Source organism: Bacillus sp. BF2-3, assembly GCF_008368795.1.
GTDB lineage: Bacteria > Bacillota > Bacilli > Bacillales > Bacillaceae_G > Bacillus_A > Bacillus_A cereus.
The window spans coordinates 203,575-225,449 of sequence record NZ_QOSA01000023.1 but is presented as its reverse complement, the minus strand read 5'-3'; the positions used below and the strand labels follow the sequence as shown (position 1 = coordinate 225,449).

Here is a 21,875-nt window from a genome sequence, read left to right as displayed (position 1 = left end):
TATTAATAGGCAGTATTATACATAGCGAAAAAAGAGAGTGTATTTGTTTGACAGAGGACAACGAAATTATAGGGCGTGCTCATGTACTTTAAAAAGATATAAAAAGGAGGGGAGGCAAGGGCGCTTAATGTGAATCCCTTGTGTGAAAATGAAAATTGGAATTGTCGGACCAGGTGCTATTGGTCTATTGTATACATTTTATTTACAAAAAAGTAACCAAGATGTTACGTTGTTTACAAGAACGGCTAAGCAGGCTGAAGAGTTGAATGAAACAGGTGTAACTTGTATTAGAGATGGAAGATGTGAAACAGTATATCCATCTGTTTTACCGATAGAAAGTATGGTAGCACAAAATTTAGATTATATATTTATTTCTGTGAAGCAATATCATATAGATGACGTACTACCGTTTGTGGAAGGGGCATCATCATTAATCTTTTTGCAAAACGGAATGTCGCATCTTCAAAAGATGCTGAAAATAGGGAGTGAAAATATAGCTGTTGGTATTGTAGAACATGGTGCGAAAAAAGAGGGAGGGCATATCGTTCATCATACTGGGATAGGGGTAACAAAATTTGGAGTGGTTTGTGGTCAATCTATACATTTCAAGAAAATATTCCGTTATTTTCCTGTTACTTATTTTCCAGTTCAAATAGAAACGGATTGGGAAGAGATTATGCACAAAAAATTAGTAGTAAATGTATGTATCAATCCATTGACAGCACTATTGGGAGTTAAGAATGGTGAATTAATCACGAATCGTTTTTTTTATCAAATGATGGAGCAAGTGTTTCAGGAGGTCGCATTTCTTATTAGAGGAGAAAAAGAAATGGTATGGCAAATGGTACGAAATGTGTGTGAAGGAACGTCTCGTAATACATCCTCTATGTTAGCGGATGTAAGAGCGAATAGACAGACGGAAATTAATGCGATTGTTGGATATGTATTAGAAGAAGCTAAGAAACAGCAACTACCAGTTCCGACACTTCAATTTTTGTTCGATGCAATAAAAGGGTTAGAAACAAGAGTATAAGTGTTATTCTTTGCTTTTACGTGAAACATTGACTACAATGTGGATTGGTGAGAGAACTGGATACGAAAGGAAGAATTATATGGAGATAAAAGAAATCTCTGTTCCGCAACAAGGTGTTGTAGCGGACTATATGAACGGTAAAAAAGAGATACAGTCATGTTTTGATTATATGTTAACAGAAGATGCTTTTAAACAACGTTTACATGATTTGCGTGAAAGGGAGTTTTTCCGCCAAGATTTAGTAGCGCATTTATTAGAATATAATACAAAATTACAAGCGGGAGAATCTACACTTCAAAATGTAAAAGCGCTTGGAGATGAAAATACATATGTTGTTATAGCTGGACAACAAGCAGGGTTATTAACTGGACCGCTTTATACAATTCATAAAGTTATTTCAATTTTACAGCTTGCAAAGGAAAAGGAAGAAAGTTTAGGAGTTAAAGTTGTCCCTGTCTTCTGGATTGCGGGTGAAGACCATGATATGGATGAGATTAACCATACTTTTGTAGCGAAAAATAAAAAGATGAAAAAAACTATTTTTTATGACCGTAATCCGAAAAAGGCGAGTGCTTCTGAGTCTGAACTTTCTGTTGAAGATTGTAGAAATTGGATTGAAGAGATTTTTAAAACATACCCAGAAACAAATTTTACAAAGGATGTATTAAAATTTGTTGATGATGCTTTGAAAAAATCGAATACGTATGTAGATTTCTTTGCTCATCTTATTACGAAAATCTTTGCTAATTCTGGTTTAATCCTTGTTGATTCACATCATTCTGAATTAAGAAAGTTAGAAATTCCATTTTTCAAGCGAATTATAAGTAAGTATAAAGAGGTACAAGAGGGGCTTCGTAATCAGCAAGAAGTAATTAAAGAACTAGGATACAAACCGATTATTGAAACGAAGTCTCATGCAGTGCATATATTCATGGAAATAGATGATGAACGAGTATTGCTTGAAGATCAACAAGGTAAGTTTGTTGGAAAGGATGGGGCGCATTCCTTTTCATACGAAGAGTTGATTGAAGAGATGGAGAGAAATCCGGCACGTTTTAGTAATAATGTTGTAACACGTCCTCTTATGCAAGAGTATGTATTTCCTACGCTCGCATTTATTGGAGGTCCAGGAGAATTAGCTTATTGGAGTGAATTACAACAAGTATTCCATACTGTCGGTTTTCAAATGCCACCTGTCGTTCCTCGTCTTACAATTACTTATGTGGAGAGAGATATAGCGACGGATTTATTTGATTTGCAATTGAGAGAAAGTGATCCGTTTTTAAATGATGTCGATAAATTGCGTGAAAACTGGTTGTCTAATCAAATAGAGGAACCGATTGATGATCATTTTGAAAAGGCGAAAAAAGAAATTGCCGATATTCATACATCTTTACAGCAATTTGTAAAGAAAATAGAGCCAGGGTTAGGTGCGTTTGCAGGGAAAAACGAATTGAAAATTAATGAACAAATTGAACTGCTGGAAAGAATGTTGAAAAGAAATGTTGAGAAAAAGTATGAGGTTCAGCTAAATAAATTCCGCCGTATACAATTCGCACTTCGTCCATTAGGTGCACCGCAAGAACGTGTGTGGAATGTATGTTATTATTTAAATCAGTTTGGTTTGGATTTCGTTGATCGTGTAATGGAAAACCCTTTTTCTTGGGACGGAAAACATCATGTTATAAAACTATAAAATCTTGCTCTTTGGAGCAGGATTTTATTTTTATTCCGTTGAATTTACTGTGAAGTGATTTTTTTCTGAATTATCAATCAAAAAGTGTTAAATATGGCAATTGTGTTGGATACTTAAATATATGACAAAATAGCACAAAATGTAAACGTATTATTCGCTTTTTCGACAGTTTTTTATTTAAATTCCCGCAAAAGATGATAAAATTTAGTATATAATAAAAGAAAATAGCGATTTGTATAGTATGTTGCCTTTGTTGGTAAGTTAAATGAGTCGTTCTTTCGTATTATTTCATTCTCTAAGCGTGAAATATGTGTTTAGAGGAAGGGATACATTCAACATAATTAATTGGAAAAAGAGTAGGTGCAACAATGTTTAAACACGTAACAGTGCTTTTAAAGGAAACAGTAGACGGCTTAGATATAAAGCCAGATGGTACATATGTAGATTGTACACTGGGGGGAGGAGGACATAGTTCTTATTTATTATCCCAATTAACTGAAGGTGGAAAATTAATAGCGTTTGATCAAGATGAGATAGCGATTCAAAACGCGAAAGAAAAGTTCTCTTCATACGGTGAACAGTTTATAACAGTAAAGAGTAACTTCCGTTATTTAGCTGAAAAACTGCAGGAAATAGGTATAACAGAAGTAGACGGTATTTTATTTGATTTAGGTGTTTCATCCCCACAATTAGATACACCAGAACGAGGCTTTAGTTATCATCATGATGCACCGCTAGATATGCGGATGGATCAAGATGCCCCATTAACAGCGTACGATGTTGTAAATAGCTGGTCATATGAACAACTTGTAAGGATTTTCTTCCAATACGGTGAAGAGAAATTTTCAAAACAAATTGCAAGAAAAATTGAAGCTTATCGTGAGAATAAAGCTATTGAAACGACAGGAGAATTAGTAGAGCTAATTAAAGAAGGTATTCCGGCTCCTGCTCGTAGAACGGGTGGGCATCCTGCTAAGCGAGTGTTTCAGGCAATTCGTATAGCTGTAAACGATGAATTAAAAGTATTTGAAGAAGCATTGGAATCTGCTATTGAGATGGTTAAGCCAGGTGGAAGGGTTAGTGTTATAACATTCCATTCATTAGAAGATCGTATTTGTAAAACAACGTTTAAGCGAAATAGTACAACGCCACAATTGCCGCCAGGATTACCGATTATTCCTGATGAATTTAAGCCGAAATTAAAGCTTATTACAAGAAAACCGATTTTACCTTCTGATATAGAGCTAGAAGAAAATAATCGTGCGCGTTCTGCGAAGTTGAGAATCGCTGAAAAACGATAAAAGGGAGAGAGAGGTATGACTAATTTAGCTGTAAAGTACAAACAACAAGCGCAAGAAGAGGTGCAAATTCAAACGCCCCCACAGCAGATGGCTAAGCCGAAGGTTAAAGCGAAAATTACAAGAATCGAAAAACTGTTGTATGTAGCGTTTATTGGCTTTTTATTGTATGCCTGTGTCGCGTTTATTGGAAATAAAGCAGGCCTTTATCAAGTTAATGTAGAAGCAGCGACGATAGAAGAAAAAATTGTACAGCAGCAAAAAGAAAATCAAGAATTACAAGCTGAAGTAGAGAAGTTAAGTCGCTATGAACGAATCGCTGAAGTTGCAAAAAAACATGGGCTAGAAATTAATGCGAATAATGTGAAAGGCCTCAAATAAGGCAATAGGTGTGAAGGAACGATGAAGAAGAATATGACTAAATTTCATACCAATAAGGGAGCAGGTTATTTTATGATATTTTTCCTCCTGCTCTTTTTGCTGTTATTAGCCCGATTTTTTTACATACAATCAACAGGAACCGTTCATAATCAGGATTTAGATGCACTTGCTAAACAAAAGCATAGTAAAAAAGGAGTTCTTGAAGCGAACCGAGGAACCATTTATGATCAAAACGGTCATGTGTTAGCGCAAGACGCAAACTCTTACAAAATGGTAGCTGCACTAAAAGGTGCTAACTCAGTTGAGAATAAAGAAGATACTGCAAAGAAAATTGCAGGAGTACTTGGAAAAGGCGAAGAGGATATTTTAGCTTCTTTAAACAAGGAAGGTAGAAGTCAAGTCGAATTTGGAACGTTAGGCAAGGATTTGACGAAAGAAAAGAAGGAACAAATAGAAGCGTTGAAGTTGCCGGGAATATCTTTTATTACAGAAAATGCAAGGGTGTATCCAAACGGTGATTTTGCATCTTACGTTATAGGTCATGCAAAACCAAATGAGAATGGAACCTCGGTAGGTCAATTTGGCATAGAGAAAAGCTTGGATAAATACTTAAGTGCTTCGAACGGAGAAGTAGCATATACAGGTGATCGTAAAGGTGTGTCCCTTGATGGGGGGAAAGTTAATGTAAAGGCACCTAAAAATGGAGATAATGCTTATTTAACAATTGATCAACGTGTCCAAAGTTATTTAGAAGACGCGATGAAAGCAGCAAGTAAGCAATATGAGCCAGAAAGTTTAATAGGGATTGTTGCAGATCCGAAAACTGGGAAAATATTAGCGATGTCTACTAAACCTAGTTATGATCCTAATGATCGCCAAATTAAATATTTCTTCAATGACGCGATTGCCAATGCATTTGAACCTGGATCAACAATGAAAATTTTTACGTTAGCGGCAGCTATTAATGAAGGTGTGTACAAAGGACAAGATTATTATCAATCCGGGACATATCAAGTCGGAAATAGGAAAATAAAAGATCATAATGGCGGTGCTGGTTGGGGCTCTATCACGTTTGATGAAGGGGTAGAGCGTTCTTCAAACGTAGCGTTTGCAATTTTAGGAGATCAAAAACTTGGTCCAGAACGTTTCCGAAAATATATTCATAGTTTTGGATTAGATGAAAAAACGAACATTGATTTATCAGGTGAAGGATCGAATACAATTTTATTTGATCAGCAAATACAACAAGTGACAACAGCTTTTGGACAAGGTTCCACTGTAACACCAATTCAGCTTGTACAAGCTGCAACGGCCATTGCAAATGATGGGAAAATGATGAAACCTTATGCAATTGATAAAATTGTAGATCCGATAACAGACAAAGTAAAATTAGAACATAAGCCAGAAGAAGTAGGAAAACCTGTTACAAAGGAAACAGCAGCGCAAGTAAGACAGTTATTAGAACGTGTTGTTACATCTCCGAAAGGTACAGGGACAGCTTATAAAATTGATGGATATTCAGTTGGTGGTAAAACAGGTACAGCGCAAATTCCGGATGGAAAAGGCGGCTATATGACAGGAAGACAGAATTATATATTCTCATTCTTAGGTATGGCACCAATGGACGATCCACAACTTGTCGTGTATGTAGCTGTTAAACAGCCGAAATTAAAAGATGATGAGAACGGCGCACAACCTTTAGCTGATATTTTTAAATATGTAACAAAAAATAGTTTAGAGTATTTAAAGATTAAGCCAAATGAAGTGAAAGATCCGAAAAAACATCTGAAAGAACAACAAACTACTGTTCCAGATGTAACTGGTAAAACGATGGCTGAAGCGGGGAAAGCGATTGATAAAGCAAAACTTCGTCCAATCGTACTAGGTGAAGGGAAAGTACAGCAACAAGTACCAAAAGCGACTGAACAAACATTAAAAGGCGACCGAGTCTTCTTGGTAGGAGATAAGCCTACAATGCCAAATATACAAGGATGGGCACTGCGTGATGTTATGAATTTAGCGAAGACATTACAGCTTAACTTGAAACCTTCTGGTACAGGATACGTAACAGAACAAAGTGTGGCGGAAGGAACATTATTACAACCTGGTACAGAATTAGGTGTAACACTCGTACCGCCACTCGAACCACAGCAAGAAGCAGAAAAGCCGTAATGGTAAAAGAGAATAAGTTCTAATTAAATAAGTACAAGCATATATTGGAACAAGCTAGGCGTAAGGGAGGCTTGTTCCGATATGCGTGTATCAAATGTAACAGTTAGAAAACGACTTATTTTTATACTTATATCAGGTATACTTATTTTCACTATTATCGATATTCGTCTTGGATATGTGCAATTTTTTCTTGGGAATATGTTAACGGATCGTGCGAAAGATTCATGGAGTCGTAATATTACTTTTGAACCCGAACGTGGGAAAATTTTAGACCGAAATGGTGTGGAACTTGCCACGAATAAAAGTGCTCCAACTGTCTTTGTTGTACCGAGGCAAATTGAAAAACCAGCAGAGACTGCAGAGAAGTTAGCTGCAGTATTAGGTGTGGAAAAAGATGAGATTTATAAAAGGATTACAAAAAAAGAATCGATTGTAAGGTTAGATAAAGGCGGAAGGAAAATATCACATGACAAAGCGAAAGAAGTACGAGGATTAAGTTTGAAGGGCGTGTATATCGCAGAGGATTCTATCCGGTACTATCCATTTGGAAACTTTTTATCACATGTATTAGGTTTTGCAGGTAGCGATAACCAAGGTCTTATGGGACTAGAAAAATATTATGATAAAGAGCTAAATGGGGACAAAGGTCATGTGCGTTTTTTTGCAGATGCGAAAGGACAAAGGATGCCTAATGTTGGTGATGATTTCAAAAAGCCAGAAGCTGGTTTAAATTTAGGATTAACAATCGATGCGCGTATTACAAGGATTATGGAAAGAGAAATGAATATTGCGGAGTCAACTTATAATCCTGACGGTATGATTGCGATTGCAATGAATCCTAAAAATGGTGAAATTTTAGGTATGTCTAGTCGACCGAGTTTTGACCCAGCGGATTTTCAAAGTGTCTCTCCAGAAGTGTATAACAGAAATCTACCTGTATGGAGTACGTATGAGCCTGGTTCAACATTTAAGATCATTACATTAGCTGCAGCATTGAATGAAAATTTAGTAGACTTAGAGAAGGATACGTTTTATGATGATGGAGCAGCTGAAGTAGGTGGAGCTAGATTGAAATGCTGGAAAGCAGGAGGTCATGGCAGTCAAACGTTTTTAGAAGTCGTTCAAAACTCATGTAACCCGGGATTTATTGAACTTGGTGATCGCCTTGGTAAAGACCGATTATTTAAATACATTCGTAATTTTGGTTTTGGGCAGAAGACTGGAATTGACTTGCAAGGTGAAGGCAGTGGGATTTTATTTAATTTAGATAAAGTTGGTCCAGTAGAGCAAGCAACAACTTCATTCGGCCAAGGGGTTTCTGTTACACCGATTCAACAAGTAGCAGCTGTAGCGGCGGCTGTAAATGGTGGAACATTGTATCAGCCGTATATAGCTAAGGAGTTTATTGATCCGAAAAATAATCAAGTTGTTAGTAAAAAGACACCTGTTGAGAAAAGAAAAGTTATTTCCAAGGAAACTTCAGAAAAAGTTCGTTATGCATTAGAGAATGTTGTAGCGAAAGGTTCTGGTAAAGGTGCTTATATTGATGGATATCGTGTAGGTGGAAAAACGGGTACTGCTCAAAAGGTGAAAGATGGTAAATATTTAGAGAATAATTATATAGTATCTTTTATCGGATTTGCTCCAGCGGATGATCCAGAGATTGTTGTGTATGTTGCTGTTGATAATCCAAAAGGGGTTACACAGTTTGGTGGAGTGGTAGCAGCTCCGATTGTCGGGAATATCCTTCGAGATGCGCTTCCTGTTATGGGAGTGAAACCGAGAAAAGAACAAGTTGAGAAAGAATATAAATGGGGCGATACACCAACTGTGGAAGTTCCGAATTTAATTGGAATGAAAAAGAAAGACTTACAAACACAACTCGTCGATTTGAAGCTTGATATAAGTGGAGATGGAGAGAAAGTAATTAAACAATCACCAGAAGCGGGAGCTAAAGTAAAAGAAGGCTCAAAAATTAGAATTTACTTCGGGAATTAAAGGTAACATAGTACGTTTTATGGTACAATTGGTGGAAGTGAGTTCTTTATAGAACAGTTACTTAATTTGAGACAGTAAGTGTCTCATTCATAAATAGGTCAGTAGCACTTACCTCCTTATATAGGAGGTAATGTGTTGCTTACTGAAAAAAGATAAATAAACAATGTAGAGAGGGTTTAGTGAAATGAAGTTGCATACACTTGTATCATGTTTGCATGATTTTCCAGTTGTTCCAAAAGAAAATCCAGAAATCACATCTATAGAAGCTGATTCACGTAAAGTGAAAGAGGGAAGCTTATTTGTATGTATGAAAGGATATACGGTTGATAGCCATGATTTTGCTAAGCAAGCAGCGGCACAAGGAGCGGCTGCTATTGTTGCGGAAAGACCAATTGATGTTGACGTTCCAGTTGTACTTGTGAAAAATACTTTTCGTTCGTTAGCGGTTTTAGCTGATTATTTTTATGGTCAACCGACACACAAGTTACATTTAATCGGAATTACAGGTACAAATGGAAAGACAACAACATCGCATATTATGGATGAGATTATGCGAGCACATGGTCATAAAACAGGGCTAATTGGAACGATTAATATGAAAATCGGTGATGAAACATTTGAGGTGAAAAATACAACACCAGATGCACTAACACTTCAACAGACGTTTTCAAAAATGGTTGAACAAGGTGTGGACAGCACGGTAATGGAAGTTTCGTCACATGCGTTAGATCTTGGTCGTGTACACGGATGTGATTACGATGTAGCGGTGTTTACGAATTTAACACAAGATCATTTAGACTATCATAAAACGATGGAAGAATATAAACATGCAAAAGGGTTACTATTTGCACAGCTTGGCAATAGTTATAATCATAATCGTGAAAAGTACGCTGTGCTGAATAGCGATGATAATGTAACAGAAGAGTATATGAGAAGTACTGCAGCAACAGTTGTAACATATGGTATTGATACAACAAGTGATATTATGGCAAAAAATATCGTTATGACGAGTGGCGGGACTACATTTACGCTTGTCACACCATATGAAAGTGTAAATGTTACGATGAAATTAATAGGTAAATTTAATGTATATAACGTACTTGCAGCAACAGCAGCAGGACTTGTTTCGGGTGTGAAATTAGAAACAATCATTGCTGTTATAAAGGATTTAGCTGGGGTTCCAGGACGTTTTGAAGTTGTTGATGGAGGGCAAAATTATACAGTTATTGTTGATTACGCACATACGCCAGATAGTTTAGAAAATGTATTAAAAACTGCAAAACAATTTGCAAAAGGTGATGTGTATTGTATCGTTGGTTGTGGTGGCGATAGGGACCGAACGAAGAGACCGATAATGGCAAGTGTTGCAACAAAATATGCAACTCATGCAATTTATACATCAGATAATCCAAGAAGTGAAGATCCAGCGGCTATTTTAGATGATATGGTACATGGTGCAAGCGGGAAAAATTATGAAATGATCATTGATAGAAAAGAAGCAATACACCATGCAATCGCTAAAGCGAAAGCAGATGATATCATTATTATTGCTGGTAAGGGGCATGAAACGTATCAAATTATTGGTAAAGAAGTTCATCATTTCGATGATCGTGAAGTTGCTAAAGAAGCAATTACAGGGCGTTTAAACAACGAAGAGTAACAACGTGAGAGGAGGACTACATGTGCTTGAGCAAGGTTTATTAGTAACGGCTGGGGTAGCATTCTTAATTTCTGTTGCCCTTTCGCCATTGTTTATTCCATTTTTAAGAAAATTAAAGTTCGGACAGAGTATTCGTGATGAGGGACCAAAGTCACATCAAAAAAAATCAGGGACACCGACAATGGGTGGTATCGTCATATACGTATCTATGATGGTAACTTCACTTATTATGGCGATTAAGTTTAATTATTTAGGTGCAGAGGTTTCGTTATTACTATTAGTGACGTTTGGTTACGGATTGATTGGATTTTTAGATGACTACATAAAGGTAGTTAAGAAGAGAAATCTTGGTTTAACATCAAAGCAAAAATTAGTAGGTCAGCTTGTTATTGCTATTGCATTCTTTTTAATTGGAAAAGGGCAAGCGTTCCACACATACATCATGATTCCGGGAACGGATGTTAAGTTTGAATTAGGTTGGGCGTATTTCGTACTTGTACTATTTATGCTTATTGGTGGATCAAATGCAGTTAACTTAACTGACGGTTTAGATGGTTTATTATCAGGAACAGCTGCTATTGCATTTGGAGCATTTAGTATTATTGCTGTGGCACAAGAGCAATTTGGAGTAGCGATATTCTGTATGGCAGTTGTAGGAGCTGTACTTGGATTTTTAGTATTCAATGCGAATCCAGCAAAAGTGTTTATGGGAGATACAGGTTCATTAGCTTTAGGTGGAGCCATTGCAGCTGTAGCGATTTTATTAAAACAAGAATTGCTACTTGTAATTATTGGCGGAGTATTCGTAATGGAAACTTTATCGGTTATCATTCAGGTTATTTCATTTAAAACAACAGGAAAACGTGTCTTTAAAATGAGTCCATTACACCATCACTATGAATTATGTGGTTGGTCAGAGTGGCGTGTTGTTGTGACGTTTTGGTCTGCAGGATTTTTATTAGCTGTGTTAGGAATTTATATCGGGGTGTGGATGTAATTGAAAACTGTAACTGAATTTCAAAATAAGAATATTCTTGTATTGGGCATTGCAAAAAGTGGTTATGCGGCAGCTACATTGTTACAAAAGTTAGGGGCAAATGTTATTGTAAATGACGGAAAGCCTTTAGCAGAGAATGTACTTGCTGCAGAATTACAAGCAAAAGGAATGGACGTTGTATGCGGTGGTCATCCTTTAGAATTATTAGAGAGAAATATTTCTCTTGTAGTAAAAAATCCAGGAATCCCGTATTCTAATCCAATATTAGTTGCTGCGAAAGAAAAGCAAATTCCGATTGTTACGGAAGTTGAATTAGCATATCGTATTTCAGAAGCACCATTTGTTGGGATTACGGGGTCTAACGGTAAAACGACGACGACAATGCTGACATTTGAAATGCTAAAAGAAGGACAAAAGCATCCTGTAATTGCAGGGAACATTGGAACTGTAGCGTGTGAAGTAGCACAGGATGCAAAAGAAAATGAAGTTGTAGTTACAGAACTTTCATCGTTTCAATTGATGGGAGTAGAATTGTTCCAACCTAAAATTGCTGCGTTTTTAAATTTATTTGAGGCCCACTTAGACTATCATGGGACGAAGAAAGAATATGGTTTAGCAAAAGCAAATATTTTTAAAAACCAAACAGAAAATGATTATAGTGTAATAAATGCGGATGATGCAGATGTGATGGCTTTGTCTGCGTATTCTAAAGGTCAAAAAATCCTGTTTTCGACAACGAAAGAAATTGAAGATGGTGCGTGTATAAAAGATAACGCTCTTTATTTCAAAGGTGAAAAAGTTATTGAAGTAAGCGATATCGTTTTACCTGGTCAACATAATCTAGAAAATATTTTAGCTGCGATGAGTATTGCGAAATTATTAGGTACTTCTAATGAAGCAATTACGGTCGTGTTAAAACGTTTTACGGGTGTAAAACATCGTTTAGAATATGTAACAACGATTAACAACCGTAAGTTTTATAATGATTCAAAAGCAACGAATATGTTAGCGACTGAGAAAGCACTATCTGCGTTTACACAACCGATTGTGTTACTAGCAGGTGGGCTTGATCGCGGAAATGAATTCGATGATTTAATTCCGTATTTCAAAAATGTAAAAGCGATTGTAACATTTGGACAAACAGCTCCTAAACTAGTAAGAGCGGCAGAAAAAGCGGGATTAGATATAATTGAAAGTGTCGATACTTTAGATGAAGCAGTGGTGAAAGCTTATGCTCATTCTAAAGATGGTGATGTCGTTCTTCTTTCTCCAGCGTGTGCAAGCTGGGATCAATTTAAAACATTTGAAGAAAGAGGAGACATTTTTATACAAGCTGTGCATAAACTTATATAAAGTAAATCAAAACATCAGTAGGCTAACACCTACTGATGTTTTGTTACATAGGGCAAAAGGTTGTGCCTAAAGAGGTGGTGTTTGTGGGTAATGAAGAAAACGCCTGATTTTATTCTCATCATCGTAACACTTTCATTGTTGACAATCGGAATGATTATGGTTTATAGTGCGAGTGCAGTTTGGGCCTCTTATAAAATGGGGGACTCATTCTTTTTTGCAAAAAGACAATTACTGTTTGCGGGTCTTGGTGTAGTAGCTATGTTTTTTATTATGAAAATTGATTATTGGGTGTGGCGTACGTATTCAAAAGTGATTTTGCTAGTTTGCTTCATTCTTCTTATTCTCGTTCTTATTCCTGGAGTAGGTCTTGTTCGAGGAGGAGCACGAAGTTGGATTGGAATCGGGGCATTTTCGATTCAGCCGTCAGAATTTATGAAGTTTGCGATGATTATTTTCTTGGCAAAGTTTTTAGCAGAACGGCAAAAATTGATTACATCTTTTAAACGTGGTTTATTACCGGCTCTTAGTTTTGTGTTTCTTGCTTTTGGGATGATTATGTTACAGCCAGACCTTGGGACAGGAACGGTAATGGTTGGGACATGTATCATTATGATATTCATTTCGGGAGCGAGAGTTTTTCACTTTGCAATGTTTGGTTTGATTGGTGTAGCAGGATTTGTAGGGTTAATTGCATCAGCACCGTATCGAATGAAACGCATTACATCATATTTAGATCCGTGGTCAGATCCGCTCGGGAGTGGATTTCAAATTATCCAATCATTACTTGCAATTGGACCTGGTGGATTATTTGGGCTTGGACTTGGACAAAGTAGACAAAAATTTCTTTATTTACCTGAACCACAAACTGACTTTATATTTGCGATCTTATCCGAGGAATTAGGTTTTATTGGTGGTTCATTTGTGTTATTATTATTTAGTCTATTATTATGGCGCGGGATTCGTATCGCATTAGGAGCGCCAGATTTATATGGTACGTTTTTAGCAGTAGGTATTGTGGCGATGATTGCGATTCAAGTAATGATTAATGTTGGTGTTGTAACAGGACTAATGCCTGTTACGGGTATTACCTTGCCGTTTTTAAGTTATGGTGGATCAAGTTTGACATTAATGTTAATGGCAGTAGGTGTATTATTAAATATAAGTCGCCATTCTCGCTACTAAACCCTGTTTATAAGACAGGGTTTTTCGTATGTGTGTAAAAATGCAATATGTATATAGAAATAAATATAATGGAAATAAGAAAAGAGAAGCGGAGGAGTTAGTAGTGCGTGTATTAGTGAGTGGTGGGGGTACTGGTGGTCATATTTATCCAGCTCTTGCTTTAATTAGAGAAATAAAAAAGTTAAATCCAGAAGCAAGATTTTTATATATTGGTACGGAAAATGGACTAGAGAGTACAATCGTTCCAAAAGCAGGTATACCATTTCAATCTATTGTTATAAGTGGATTTAAACGAAAAATATCATTAGATAATGTGAAAACAGTAATGCGTTTTCTAAAAGGTGTACAGGATAGTAAACGATATATTCGTCGTTTTAATCCGGATATCGTAATTGGAACGGGTGGATATGTATGTGGACCAGTTGTATACGCTGCAGCCAAATTAGGTATTCCAACTATTGTACATGAACAAAATAGTGTACCAGGTGTAACGAACAAGTTTTTAAGCCGTTATGTTGATAAAGTTGCTGTTTGTTTTGAAGCAGCTATAGAGCATTTTCCGGAGTCAAAAGTGGTAATGACAGGTAATCCACGAGCATCAGAGGTAATGGAACAAAATGGAATGAAGGGGAAACGTTCAGTTGGGCTTTCTCTTCCTAAAAAGTCTGTACTTATATTTGGTGGAAGTCGTGGGGCTAGGCCGATTAACGATGCCTTCGTTGAAGCAATTGAACAGTTTGGGAACAAAAGCTACGAAATACTATATGTAACAGGTGAAGTACATTATGACAAAGTGATGGAAGCCGTGAAGCAAAAAGGGAACCCAAGCAATGTTATTATTAAGCCGTTCATTCATAATATGCCAGAGGTACTAACTGGTGTAGACCTTGTTGTTTCAAGGGCTGGGGCAACAACACTTGCAGAATTAACAGCGTTAGGAAAACCAAGTGTGTTAATACCGAGTCCGTATGTAACAAATAATCATCAGGAAAAGAATGCACGTTCAGTTGTTGATAAAGGAGCGGCAAAAATGTTACTTGAAAAAGATTTAACAGCTGAAACGCTTATTCGTGATATTGATGAGATTTTATTAGATGCACAAACATTACAAAATATGAAGCTAGCTGCTAAGCAACTAGGTATTCCAGATGCAGCAAATAAGCTGTATGAAGTAATGAATAAACTTGTAAAAAAATAAAGTGAGGCTTTAATCAGTGGGGAGTGATTCTCTCTCTTTGATTATTACCTTTCACTAATCGGATGTTTACTGGTATCCTCATTCCGCCTAATTTCTTTGTTATCACCTAATTTTGATTTAGGAGCTGTACTGCTCGTAAATAGAGGGATAACGTTAGGTGAACGCCCTGCATATTATTGTCATAAGGAGACTTAATATGGGGGAGATTGTCTATGGAACAATTAGTAAATGAGCTTATAGAAGCAGACGTTGGTCGTGTTTTGGCTAACGAGCCGTTAGCACGTTATACAACTATGAAAATAGGTGGCCCAGCGGATATTTTAATTGTACCAAAGCATGTAGCCGGTATTGAAAAAACATTACAGTTAGTAAAGCAATACAAAACGAAGTGGACTGTAATTGGTCGCGGTTCAAACCTTCTTGTATCTGATCAAGGCATAGAAGGTGTTGTTATTCGTTTAGGAGAAGGATTAGATCACTTAGAGGTCGAAAAACATAAGGTAAGAGTTGGTAGTGGGTATCCTCTTATTAAATTGTCAACTTTACTTAGTCGTCAAGGGTTAGCTGGATTGGAGTTTGCAAGCGGTATTCCAGGAAGTGTCGGTGGTGCAGTATATATGAATGCAGGTGCACATAAATCGGATATATCGAGTGTATTATCGAAGGCTCTCATTCTGTTTGAAGACGGTGCAATTGACTGGTTAACGAATAAAGAACTGGAGTTTTCTTATCGGGCATCTGTATTGCAAACGAAACGTCCTGGTATTGTTTTAGAGGCGGTGTTTCAATTACAGGCGGGGAAACGTGAAGAAATTGTACGTAGCATGCAAAATAATAAAGATTACCGCCGTGAAACGCAACCATGGAATCACCCGTGTGCAGGAAGTGTATTTCGGAATCCAATCCCACATTTTGCAGGAGATTTAGTAGAAAAAGCAGGGCTTCGTGGCTATAGGATTGGTGGAGCTCAAATTTCTGAAATGCATGGCAATTTTATTGTTAATACTGGGGGAGCTTCAGCGCAAGATGTATTGTCTTTAATTGAATTAATAAAACATACAATTAAGGATAAATTTGATGTAGATATGCACACAGAAGTAGAAATCATTGGAAGATAACGGTTATTCGTTCCGCTCATTATCATTTATGTTATAATAAGAAGATAAGAACGGCATGAGGAACATGCCGTTCTTTATGTTACATAGGGGGATCGTACATGAATAATAGTAAAGTGATTAAACTACAAGATCGTGTACCAAAATTGAAAAATCAAAAGAAAAAAAACAAAAAAAATGTTAATCATCGATTGATTTTATACATATCAATTTTATTTTTATTAGTGCTCTTTTTAATTTATTTTCGGTCTCCGCTTAGTAATATAAAAAAGATTAGTGTGTTTGGAAATCACTATATGACGGATGAACAAGTAATGAAGGATTCAGGCGTGACATATGATACAAGTTATTTCCGAGTGACAGCACATAAAGCTGAAGAAAACTTAACGAAGCGAAAAGAAATTAAAGCAGTAAATGTAAAAAAACGTTTTCCAAACAATATTGATATTCATATCGAAGAATATTTAACGATTGGTTATATAAATAAAGAGGGAAAATTACAACCGTTATTAGAGAATGGAAAAACGCTTGATGTACTACCTAATGGAAAACTTCCTGTTGCAGCACCGATTTTCGAACCTTTTAAAGAAGAGAAAATGAAGGAGTTAATCGCTGAACTAGAAAAATTAACACCAGCTATTTTAAAATCTATTTCGGAGATTCGCTATTCACCAACGAATGCGAATGAAGATCATCTTACTTTATATATGAATGAAGGTTATGAAGTGAGCACTACAATTCAAAATTTCGCAAAACGTATGGAAGCCTATCCGCTTATTTTAAAAACAATTGAGCCAGGTAAGAAGGTATTAATTGACTTAGAAGTAGGTGCATATACGAAAGAATTAGGTGCGGAAGAAAAAAAAGAATAGAATGGTAGTTTTCGTTACTTATAGCAGAAAAAACGAAACGAATGTTCTATTATGTGTATACGAATTTAGAAGAATGGTTCATTTGATGAAAAATATGTAAAAATTCTTAGATTCATACTAGTATTGGTACAAGTTTCACTTTTCTATGAGTACATCTTAGTGTAGACTTATACTTGGCGGTAAACTTTACACTCGAAATAGAATTATTTCAAGATAAGCAGTTATTCATAGTTTACTGCGATATTCTTAATTGAATGCTAAATAAAAATAAGAAAAATATAGGGTTAAAAAAGGGAAACGTATAAAGACGTTGAATATTTTTCTTATAAATAGTAAAGTTGCGATTGTTGTTCCATATATTGAGTTGTATGGTATAAATAAAGAAGGAGGTGCCAAAGAATGAACAGCAATGAAATATATGTTAGTCTTGACATCGGTACATCCAATGTTAAAGTCATCATTGGTGAAATGGTTAATGACAGCTTAAACATTATTGGTGTTGGAAATGTAAAATCAAATGGTTTAAAGAAGGGATCGATAGTTGATATAGACGAGACTGTTCGATCAATTAAAAAAGCAATTGAACAAGCTGAGCGCATGGTGGGAATCCACATTGAGCAAGTTGTAGTAGGTGTCAATGCAAACCAGGTACAGCTACTTCCTTGTCACGGAGTAGTCGCTGTTTCAAATGAAGATCGTGAAATCGGGAATGAAGATGTCTTACGCGTTCTAGATGCAGCACAAGTTGTGTCAATTGCTCCAGAACGTGAGTTTATTGATGTGGTACCTCGACAGTTCATCGTAGACGGTCTTGACGAGATTAACGATCCACGCGGGATGATCGGTGTAAGATTAGAAATGGAAGGTACACTTATTACAGGCTCGAGAACTTTACTACATAACCTACTTCGTTGTGTAGAAAAAGCAGGTCTTGAAATTGTTGATATTTGTCTTCAACCTTTAGCGGCTGCAACAGTTGCAATATCTTCAGATGAAAAAAATAGAGGAGTAGCCCTTGTTGATATGGGGGGAGGATCTACAACTTTATCTATTTTTAAAGATGGAGAGTTACAAGCGACAAGCGTATTACCATTAGGTGGAGACCATATAACGAAAGATATTGCGATTGGGTTGAAAACTTCAACAGAAAATGCAGATCAAATTAAGTTGAAATATGGACATGCTTTTTATGATACAGCATCTGAAGAAGAGATGTTTACGGTTCCTATTATGGGAAGTGATCAAACAGAACAATATTCTCAGTTGGAATTATCGGATATAATAGAGGCTCGTGTAGAGGAAATTTTAATGTTTGTTCAAGATGAAGTGCGTAAGTTAGGAGTAAAGCAAGTGGCTTCTGGTTATGTACTAACTGGCGGAATTGCTTCTATGCCAGGTGTTCTTGATCTTGCATATGATATTTTACATGAAAATGTTCGTGTAGCAACTCCTGATTATATTGGTGTGCGTGAGCCCCAATATACAAGTGGAGTTGGATTAATTAAACATTCTTATCAAAAAGCTAAATTACGTGGGAAAAATGTGCAGGAAAAGCAAGAGCATTTTGAACCAGTACCAGCACCAGCACCAACGCCGGTACAACAGCAACCCACGAAACAAAAAACTCGTAATCAAAACAATAATAATCAAAATGATGACCGCATGATGTCAAAAGTAAAACGTGTATTCCGTTATTTATGGGATTAAAATTGGACACGAAAAATGAGGTTCTAGGGGGATTTCGACATGTTAGAGTTTGATACTACTCAAGATCAATTAGCGAATATAAAAGTTATCGGTGTCGGCGGTGGCGGAAACAATGCTGTAAACCGTATGATTGAACACGGTGTACAAGGTGTAGACTTTATCGCTGTGAACACTGATGCACAAGCATTAAATCTATCAAAAGCTGAAACAAAAATGCAAATTGGTGGAAAATTAACGCGTGGACTTGGTGCAGGCGCAAACCCTGAAGTAGGGAAAAAAGCTGCAGAAGAAAGTAAAGAACAGATCCAAGAAGCACTTCGTGGTGCGGATATGGTCTTCGTAACTGCCGGTATGGGCGGTGGAACTGGAACTGGTGCAGCTCCAGTTGTTGCTCAAGTTGCAAAAGAATTAGGTGCTTTAACAGTAGGTGTTGTAACACGTCCATTTACTTTTGAAGGACGTAAGCGTGCGACGCAAGCAGCATCTGGTATTGCAGCATTTAAAGAAAATGTAGATACTCTTATTGTAATTCCAAACGATCGCTTATTAGAGATTGTTGATAAAAATACGCCAATGTTAGAAGCATTCCGTGAAGCTGATAACGTATTACGTCAAGGTGTTCAAGGTATTTCGGATTTAATTGCAACGCCAGGTTTAATTAACTTAGACTTTGCAGACGTAAAGACAATTATGTCTAATAGAGGTTCTGCTTTAATGGGTATTGGTTCTGGTAATGGGGAAAATCGTGCTGCAGAAGCTGCGAAAAAAGCGATTTCTAGCCCATTACTAGAAACATCTATTGATGGAGCTCAAGGTGTTATCATGAACATTACGGGTGGCGCTAACTTAAGCTTATATGAAGTACAAGAAGCGGCAGACATCGTAGCTTCAGCTTCAGATCCAGAAGTAAATATGATCTTCGGTTCTGTTATTAACGAAGGATTAAAAGATGATATCGTTGTAACTGTAATTGCAACTGGTTTTGATGATAGCATTGCAACTCAACCACCAAAACCAATTATTCGTCCGAATGCGAACCACACGCAACAACAGCAACAACCAGTAGCTCAACCTTCAAAACAGCGTGAAGTAAAACGTGAAATGAAGCGTGAAGAGCCAGTTGTACATGAGCGTCATTCAGATTCAGATGATATCGATATTCCAGCATTTTTACGTAACCGTCGTAGACGATAAAAAAAGGAGCTTTCATGCTCCTTTTTATTTTTTATGGAAAAGACCTGCTAAGCAGGTCTTTTTTTATTTCGTATATTTCAATATATTTTGTTTGTGAAAATAAGAGTATATCATTCTATGAATTTGTACTTTTATTTTTTACCGACAGATTATGTCTAGAAATCACAAAATAACAAAAAAACACCTCCGCAAATTGACACACTTTCCTATTGGATATGCATTATACTAGTCTCAACTTGAAAAAAGAGGTGAATTGTTTGGTTGTTTACGCCGACGTTGTTTGGTTGTTAAACGCCTGCATTGATTTTCTTTTGCTTTTATTAACAGCTACCGTGTTAAAAAAGAAAATCAAAAGATGGAGGCTTGTGTTAGGGGCATTTATAGGTTCAACTATTGTTATTTTTGCCTTTACTCCTTTTGCTTCTATGATGACACATCCAATTATGAAACTACTGTACTCGTTACTTATTGTGTATACAGCATTTGGGTTTACGACATTTAGAAATTATGCACAAACTGTTTTTACTTTTTACTTTGTAACCTTTATGGTTGGCGGAGGATTAATTGGAACCCATTTCTTTTTGCAAACGAATGAAATGGTAAATGGATTGGTTCAATCTCAGTCAATTTCTTACGGTGATCCAATTAGTTGGTTATTTGTTATTTTTGGTTTTCCAGTAATTTATTATTTTTCTAAAAAGCGTATTGAAAGCGTAGAGGTCACGAAAATACACTATGATCAAATTGTGAAAGTAAAAATTCAATTAGCCGAAGAAGAACTAGAACTCGCAGGTCTTATTGACAGTGGGAACCAACTTTATGACCCATTAACAAAAACACCTGTTATGATTATGCATGTTTCCTCATTAGAACATTGCTTACCATCTTGGTTAACAGAACAAATTTATTCCAAAACAGAAATTCCTCAAATACCAGAAAATGATTCTGGTTGGGCGACCAAATTACGCTTAATTCCTTTCCGTGCAGTAGGAGTAGAGAGTCAATTTTTGTGGGCAATTAAGCCTGACAGTGTGCAAGTTGACCATGAAGGTAGTTCTATTGTTGTAAACAAAGTATTAATTGGATTAAATACACAACAGCTGTCTACTAATGGGGAGTATCAATGTATCGTGCATCCAAAAATGTTGATTTCGCAAAAAATGGTAATCGCTTAATAAATGAGAGGCGGGATAATATGATGAAATTAAAATTTTATTTAGTATACCTTTGGTATAAAGTATTGCTGAAATTAGGAATTAAGACCGATGAAATTTATTATATTGGTGGAAGTGAAGCGTTGCCACCACCGTTAACAAAAGAAGAAGAGGAAGTTCTTTTGAATAAATTGCCAAAAGGAGATCAGGCAGCAAGGTCATTACTTATTGAACGTAACTTAAGGCTCGTTGTATATATAGCAAGAAAGTTTGAAAATACAGGGATAAATATTGAAGATTTGATTAGTATAGGAACAATCGGCCTTATTAAAGCGGTAAATACATTTAATCCAGAAAAGAAAATAAAATTAGCAACATATGCATCGCGTTGTATAGAAAATGAAATTTTAATGCATTTACGTCGAAATAACAAAAATCGTTCGGAAGTTTCTTTTGATGAACCACTAAACATTGATTGGGATGGGAATGAACTGTTATTGTCTGACGTGTTAGGTACAGATGATGATATTATTACAAAAGATTTAGAAGCTACTGTAGATCGTCACCTTTTAATGAAAGCATTACACCAATTAAATGATCGTGAAAAACAAATTATGGAACTTCGGTTTGGGCTTGCTGGAGGAGAGGAAAAGACGCAAAAAGATGTGGCTGATATGCTTGGGATTTCACAGTCATACATTTCGCGTTTAGAAAAAAGAATTATAAAAAGATTACGAAAAGAATTTAATAAAATGGTGTAAAGAATAAGACCAGCCGTTATGTAGGCTGGTCTTATTCTATTTAGTTGTATTAGGAAAGATAATTTAAATAATAAATCGTGAAAAAACCACATGCATAAAATCCC

General features: G+C 36.3%; 17 protein-coding genes. All 17 read left to right on the top strand.

Features of this window, described 5'->3' with window-relative positions:
• Positions 1-148: 148 nt before the first annotated feature.
• On the top strand, positions 149-1,033 hold the full coding sequence (panE, locus tag DN401_RS18415; protein WP_002182931.1) for a 2-dehydropantoate 2-reductase: 885 nt from the start codon (positions 149-151) through the stop codon (positions 1,031-1,033).
• A 79-nt stretch (positions 1,034-1,112) separates the two neighbouring features.
• Entirely contained in the window at positions 1,113-2,729 is a 1,617-nt protein-coding gene (gene bshC, locus DN401_RS18410) for a bacillithiol biosynthesis cysteine-adding enzyme BshC (RefSeq protein WP_000403040.1), read from the top strand.
• A gap of 368 nt (positions 2,730-3,097) precedes the next feature.
• Positions 3,098-4,030, top strand: coding sequence for a 16S rRNA (cytosine(1402)-N(4))-methyltransferase RsmH (rsmH, locus tag DN401_RS18405; RefSeq protein ID WP_000472508.1), 933 nt, complete (start codon positions 3,098-3,100; stop codon positions 4,028-4,030).
• A gap of 15 nt (positions 4,031-4,045) precedes the next feature.
• Positions 4,046-4,408, top strand: a complete 363-nt coding sequence (ftsL, locus tag DN401_RS18400; protein WP_000182804.1) for a cell division protein FtsL — start codon at positions 4,046-4,048, stop codon at positions 4,406-4,408.
• Between the two features lie 21 nt (positions 4,409-4,429).
• Entirely contained in the window at positions 4,430-6,580 is a 2,151-nt protein-coding gene (locus DN401_RS18395) for a penicillin-binding protein (RefSeq protein ID WP_000739960.1), read from the top strand.
• 81 nt (positions 6,581-6,661) lie between these two features.
• On the top strand, positions 6,662-8,578 hold the full coding sequence (locus tag DN401_RS18390) for a stage V sporulation protein D (RefSeq protein ID WP_001266234.1): 1,917 nt from the start codon (positions 6,662-6,664) through the stop codon (positions 8,576-8,578).
• A 184-nt stretch (positions 8,579-8,762) separates the two neighbouring features.
• Positions 8,763-10,238: a UDP-N-acetylmuramoyl-L-alanyl-D-glutamate--2,6-diaminopimelate ligase gene (gene murE, locus DN401_RS18385; RefSeq protein WP_000766313.1), complete on the top strand. Its 1,476-nt coding sequence runs from the start codon at positions 8,763-8,765 to the stop codon at positions 10,236-10,238.
• A 22-nt stretch (positions 10,239-10,260) separates the two neighbouring features.
• Positions 10,261-11,235, top strand: a complete 975-nt coding sequence (gene mraY / locus DN401_RS18380; RefSeq protein ID WP_000893060.1) for a phospho-N-acetylmuramoyl-pentapeptide-transferase — start codon at positions 10,261-10,263, stop codon at positions 11,233-11,235.
• A complete protein-coding gene (murD, locus tag DN401_RS18375; protein WP_000860115.1) occupies positions 11,236-12,588 on the top strand; it encodes a UDP-N-acetylmuramoyl-L-alanine--D-glutamate ligase in 1,353 nt (450 codons plus the stop codon). It abuts the gene before it with no gap.
• 90 nt (positions 12,589-12,678) lie between these two features.
• On the top strand, positions 12,679-13,770 hold the full coding sequence (spoVE, locus tag DN401_RS18370; protein WP_000753520.1) for a stage V sporulation protein E: 1,092 nt from the start codon (positions 12,679-12,681) through the stop codon (positions 13,768-13,770).
• Positions 13,771-13,873: 103 nt separating this feature from the next.
• Positions 13,874-14,968, top strand: coding sequence for an undecaprenyldiphospho-muramoylpentapeptide beta-N-acetylglucosaminyltransferase (murG, locus tag DN401_RS18365; protein WP_025689214.1), 1,095 nt, complete (start codon positions 13,874-13,876; stop codon positions 14,966-14,968).
• 212 nt (positions 14,969-15,180) lie between these two features.
• Complete coding sequence (gene murB / locus DN401_RS18360) at positions 15,181-16,086, top strand: UDP-N-acetylmuramate dehydrogenase (protein WP_000437018.1); 906 nt, start codon at positions 15,181-15,183, stop codon at positions 16,084-16,086.
• A 98-nt stretch (positions 16,087-16,184) separates the two neighbouring features.
• Positions 16,185-16,955, top strand: a complete 771-nt coding sequence (gene divIB, locus DN401_RS18355) for a cell division protein DivIB (RefSeq protein ID WP_001065793.1) — start codon at positions 16,185-16,187, stop codon at positions 16,953-16,955.
• 399 nt (positions 16,956-17,354) lie between these two features.
• Entirely contained in the window at positions 17,355-18,662 is a 1,308-nt protein-coding gene (gene ftsA, locus DN401_RS18350; RefSeq protein WP_001087558.1) for a cell division protein FtsA, read from the top strand.
• 39 nt (positions 18,663-18,701) lie between these two features.
• Positions 18,702-19,856, top strand: a complete 1,155-nt coding sequence (gene ftsZ / locus DN401_RS18345; protein WP_000888984.1) for a cell division protein FtsZ — start codon at positions 18,702-18,704, stop codon at positions 19,854-19,856.
• A gap of 257 nt (positions 19,857-20,113) precedes the next feature.
• On the top strand, positions 20,114-21,031 hold the full coding sequence (gene spoIIGA, locus DN401_RS18340; RefSeq protein ID WP_000261975.1) for a sigma-E processing peptidase SpoIIGA: 918 nt from the start codon (positions 20,114-20,116) through the stop codon (positions 21,029-21,031).
• Between the two features lie 20 nt (positions 21,032-21,051).
• The gene (gene sigE / locus DN401_RS18335) at positions 21,052-21,771 is read left to right on the top strand and encodes an RNA polymerase sporulation sigma factor SigE (RefSeq protein WP_000976948.1); all 720 of its coding nucleotides are present in this window, start codon (positions 21,052-21,054) and stop codon (positions 21,769-21,771) included.
• The last annotated feature ends 104 nt before the right edge of the window (positions 21,772-21,875 follow it).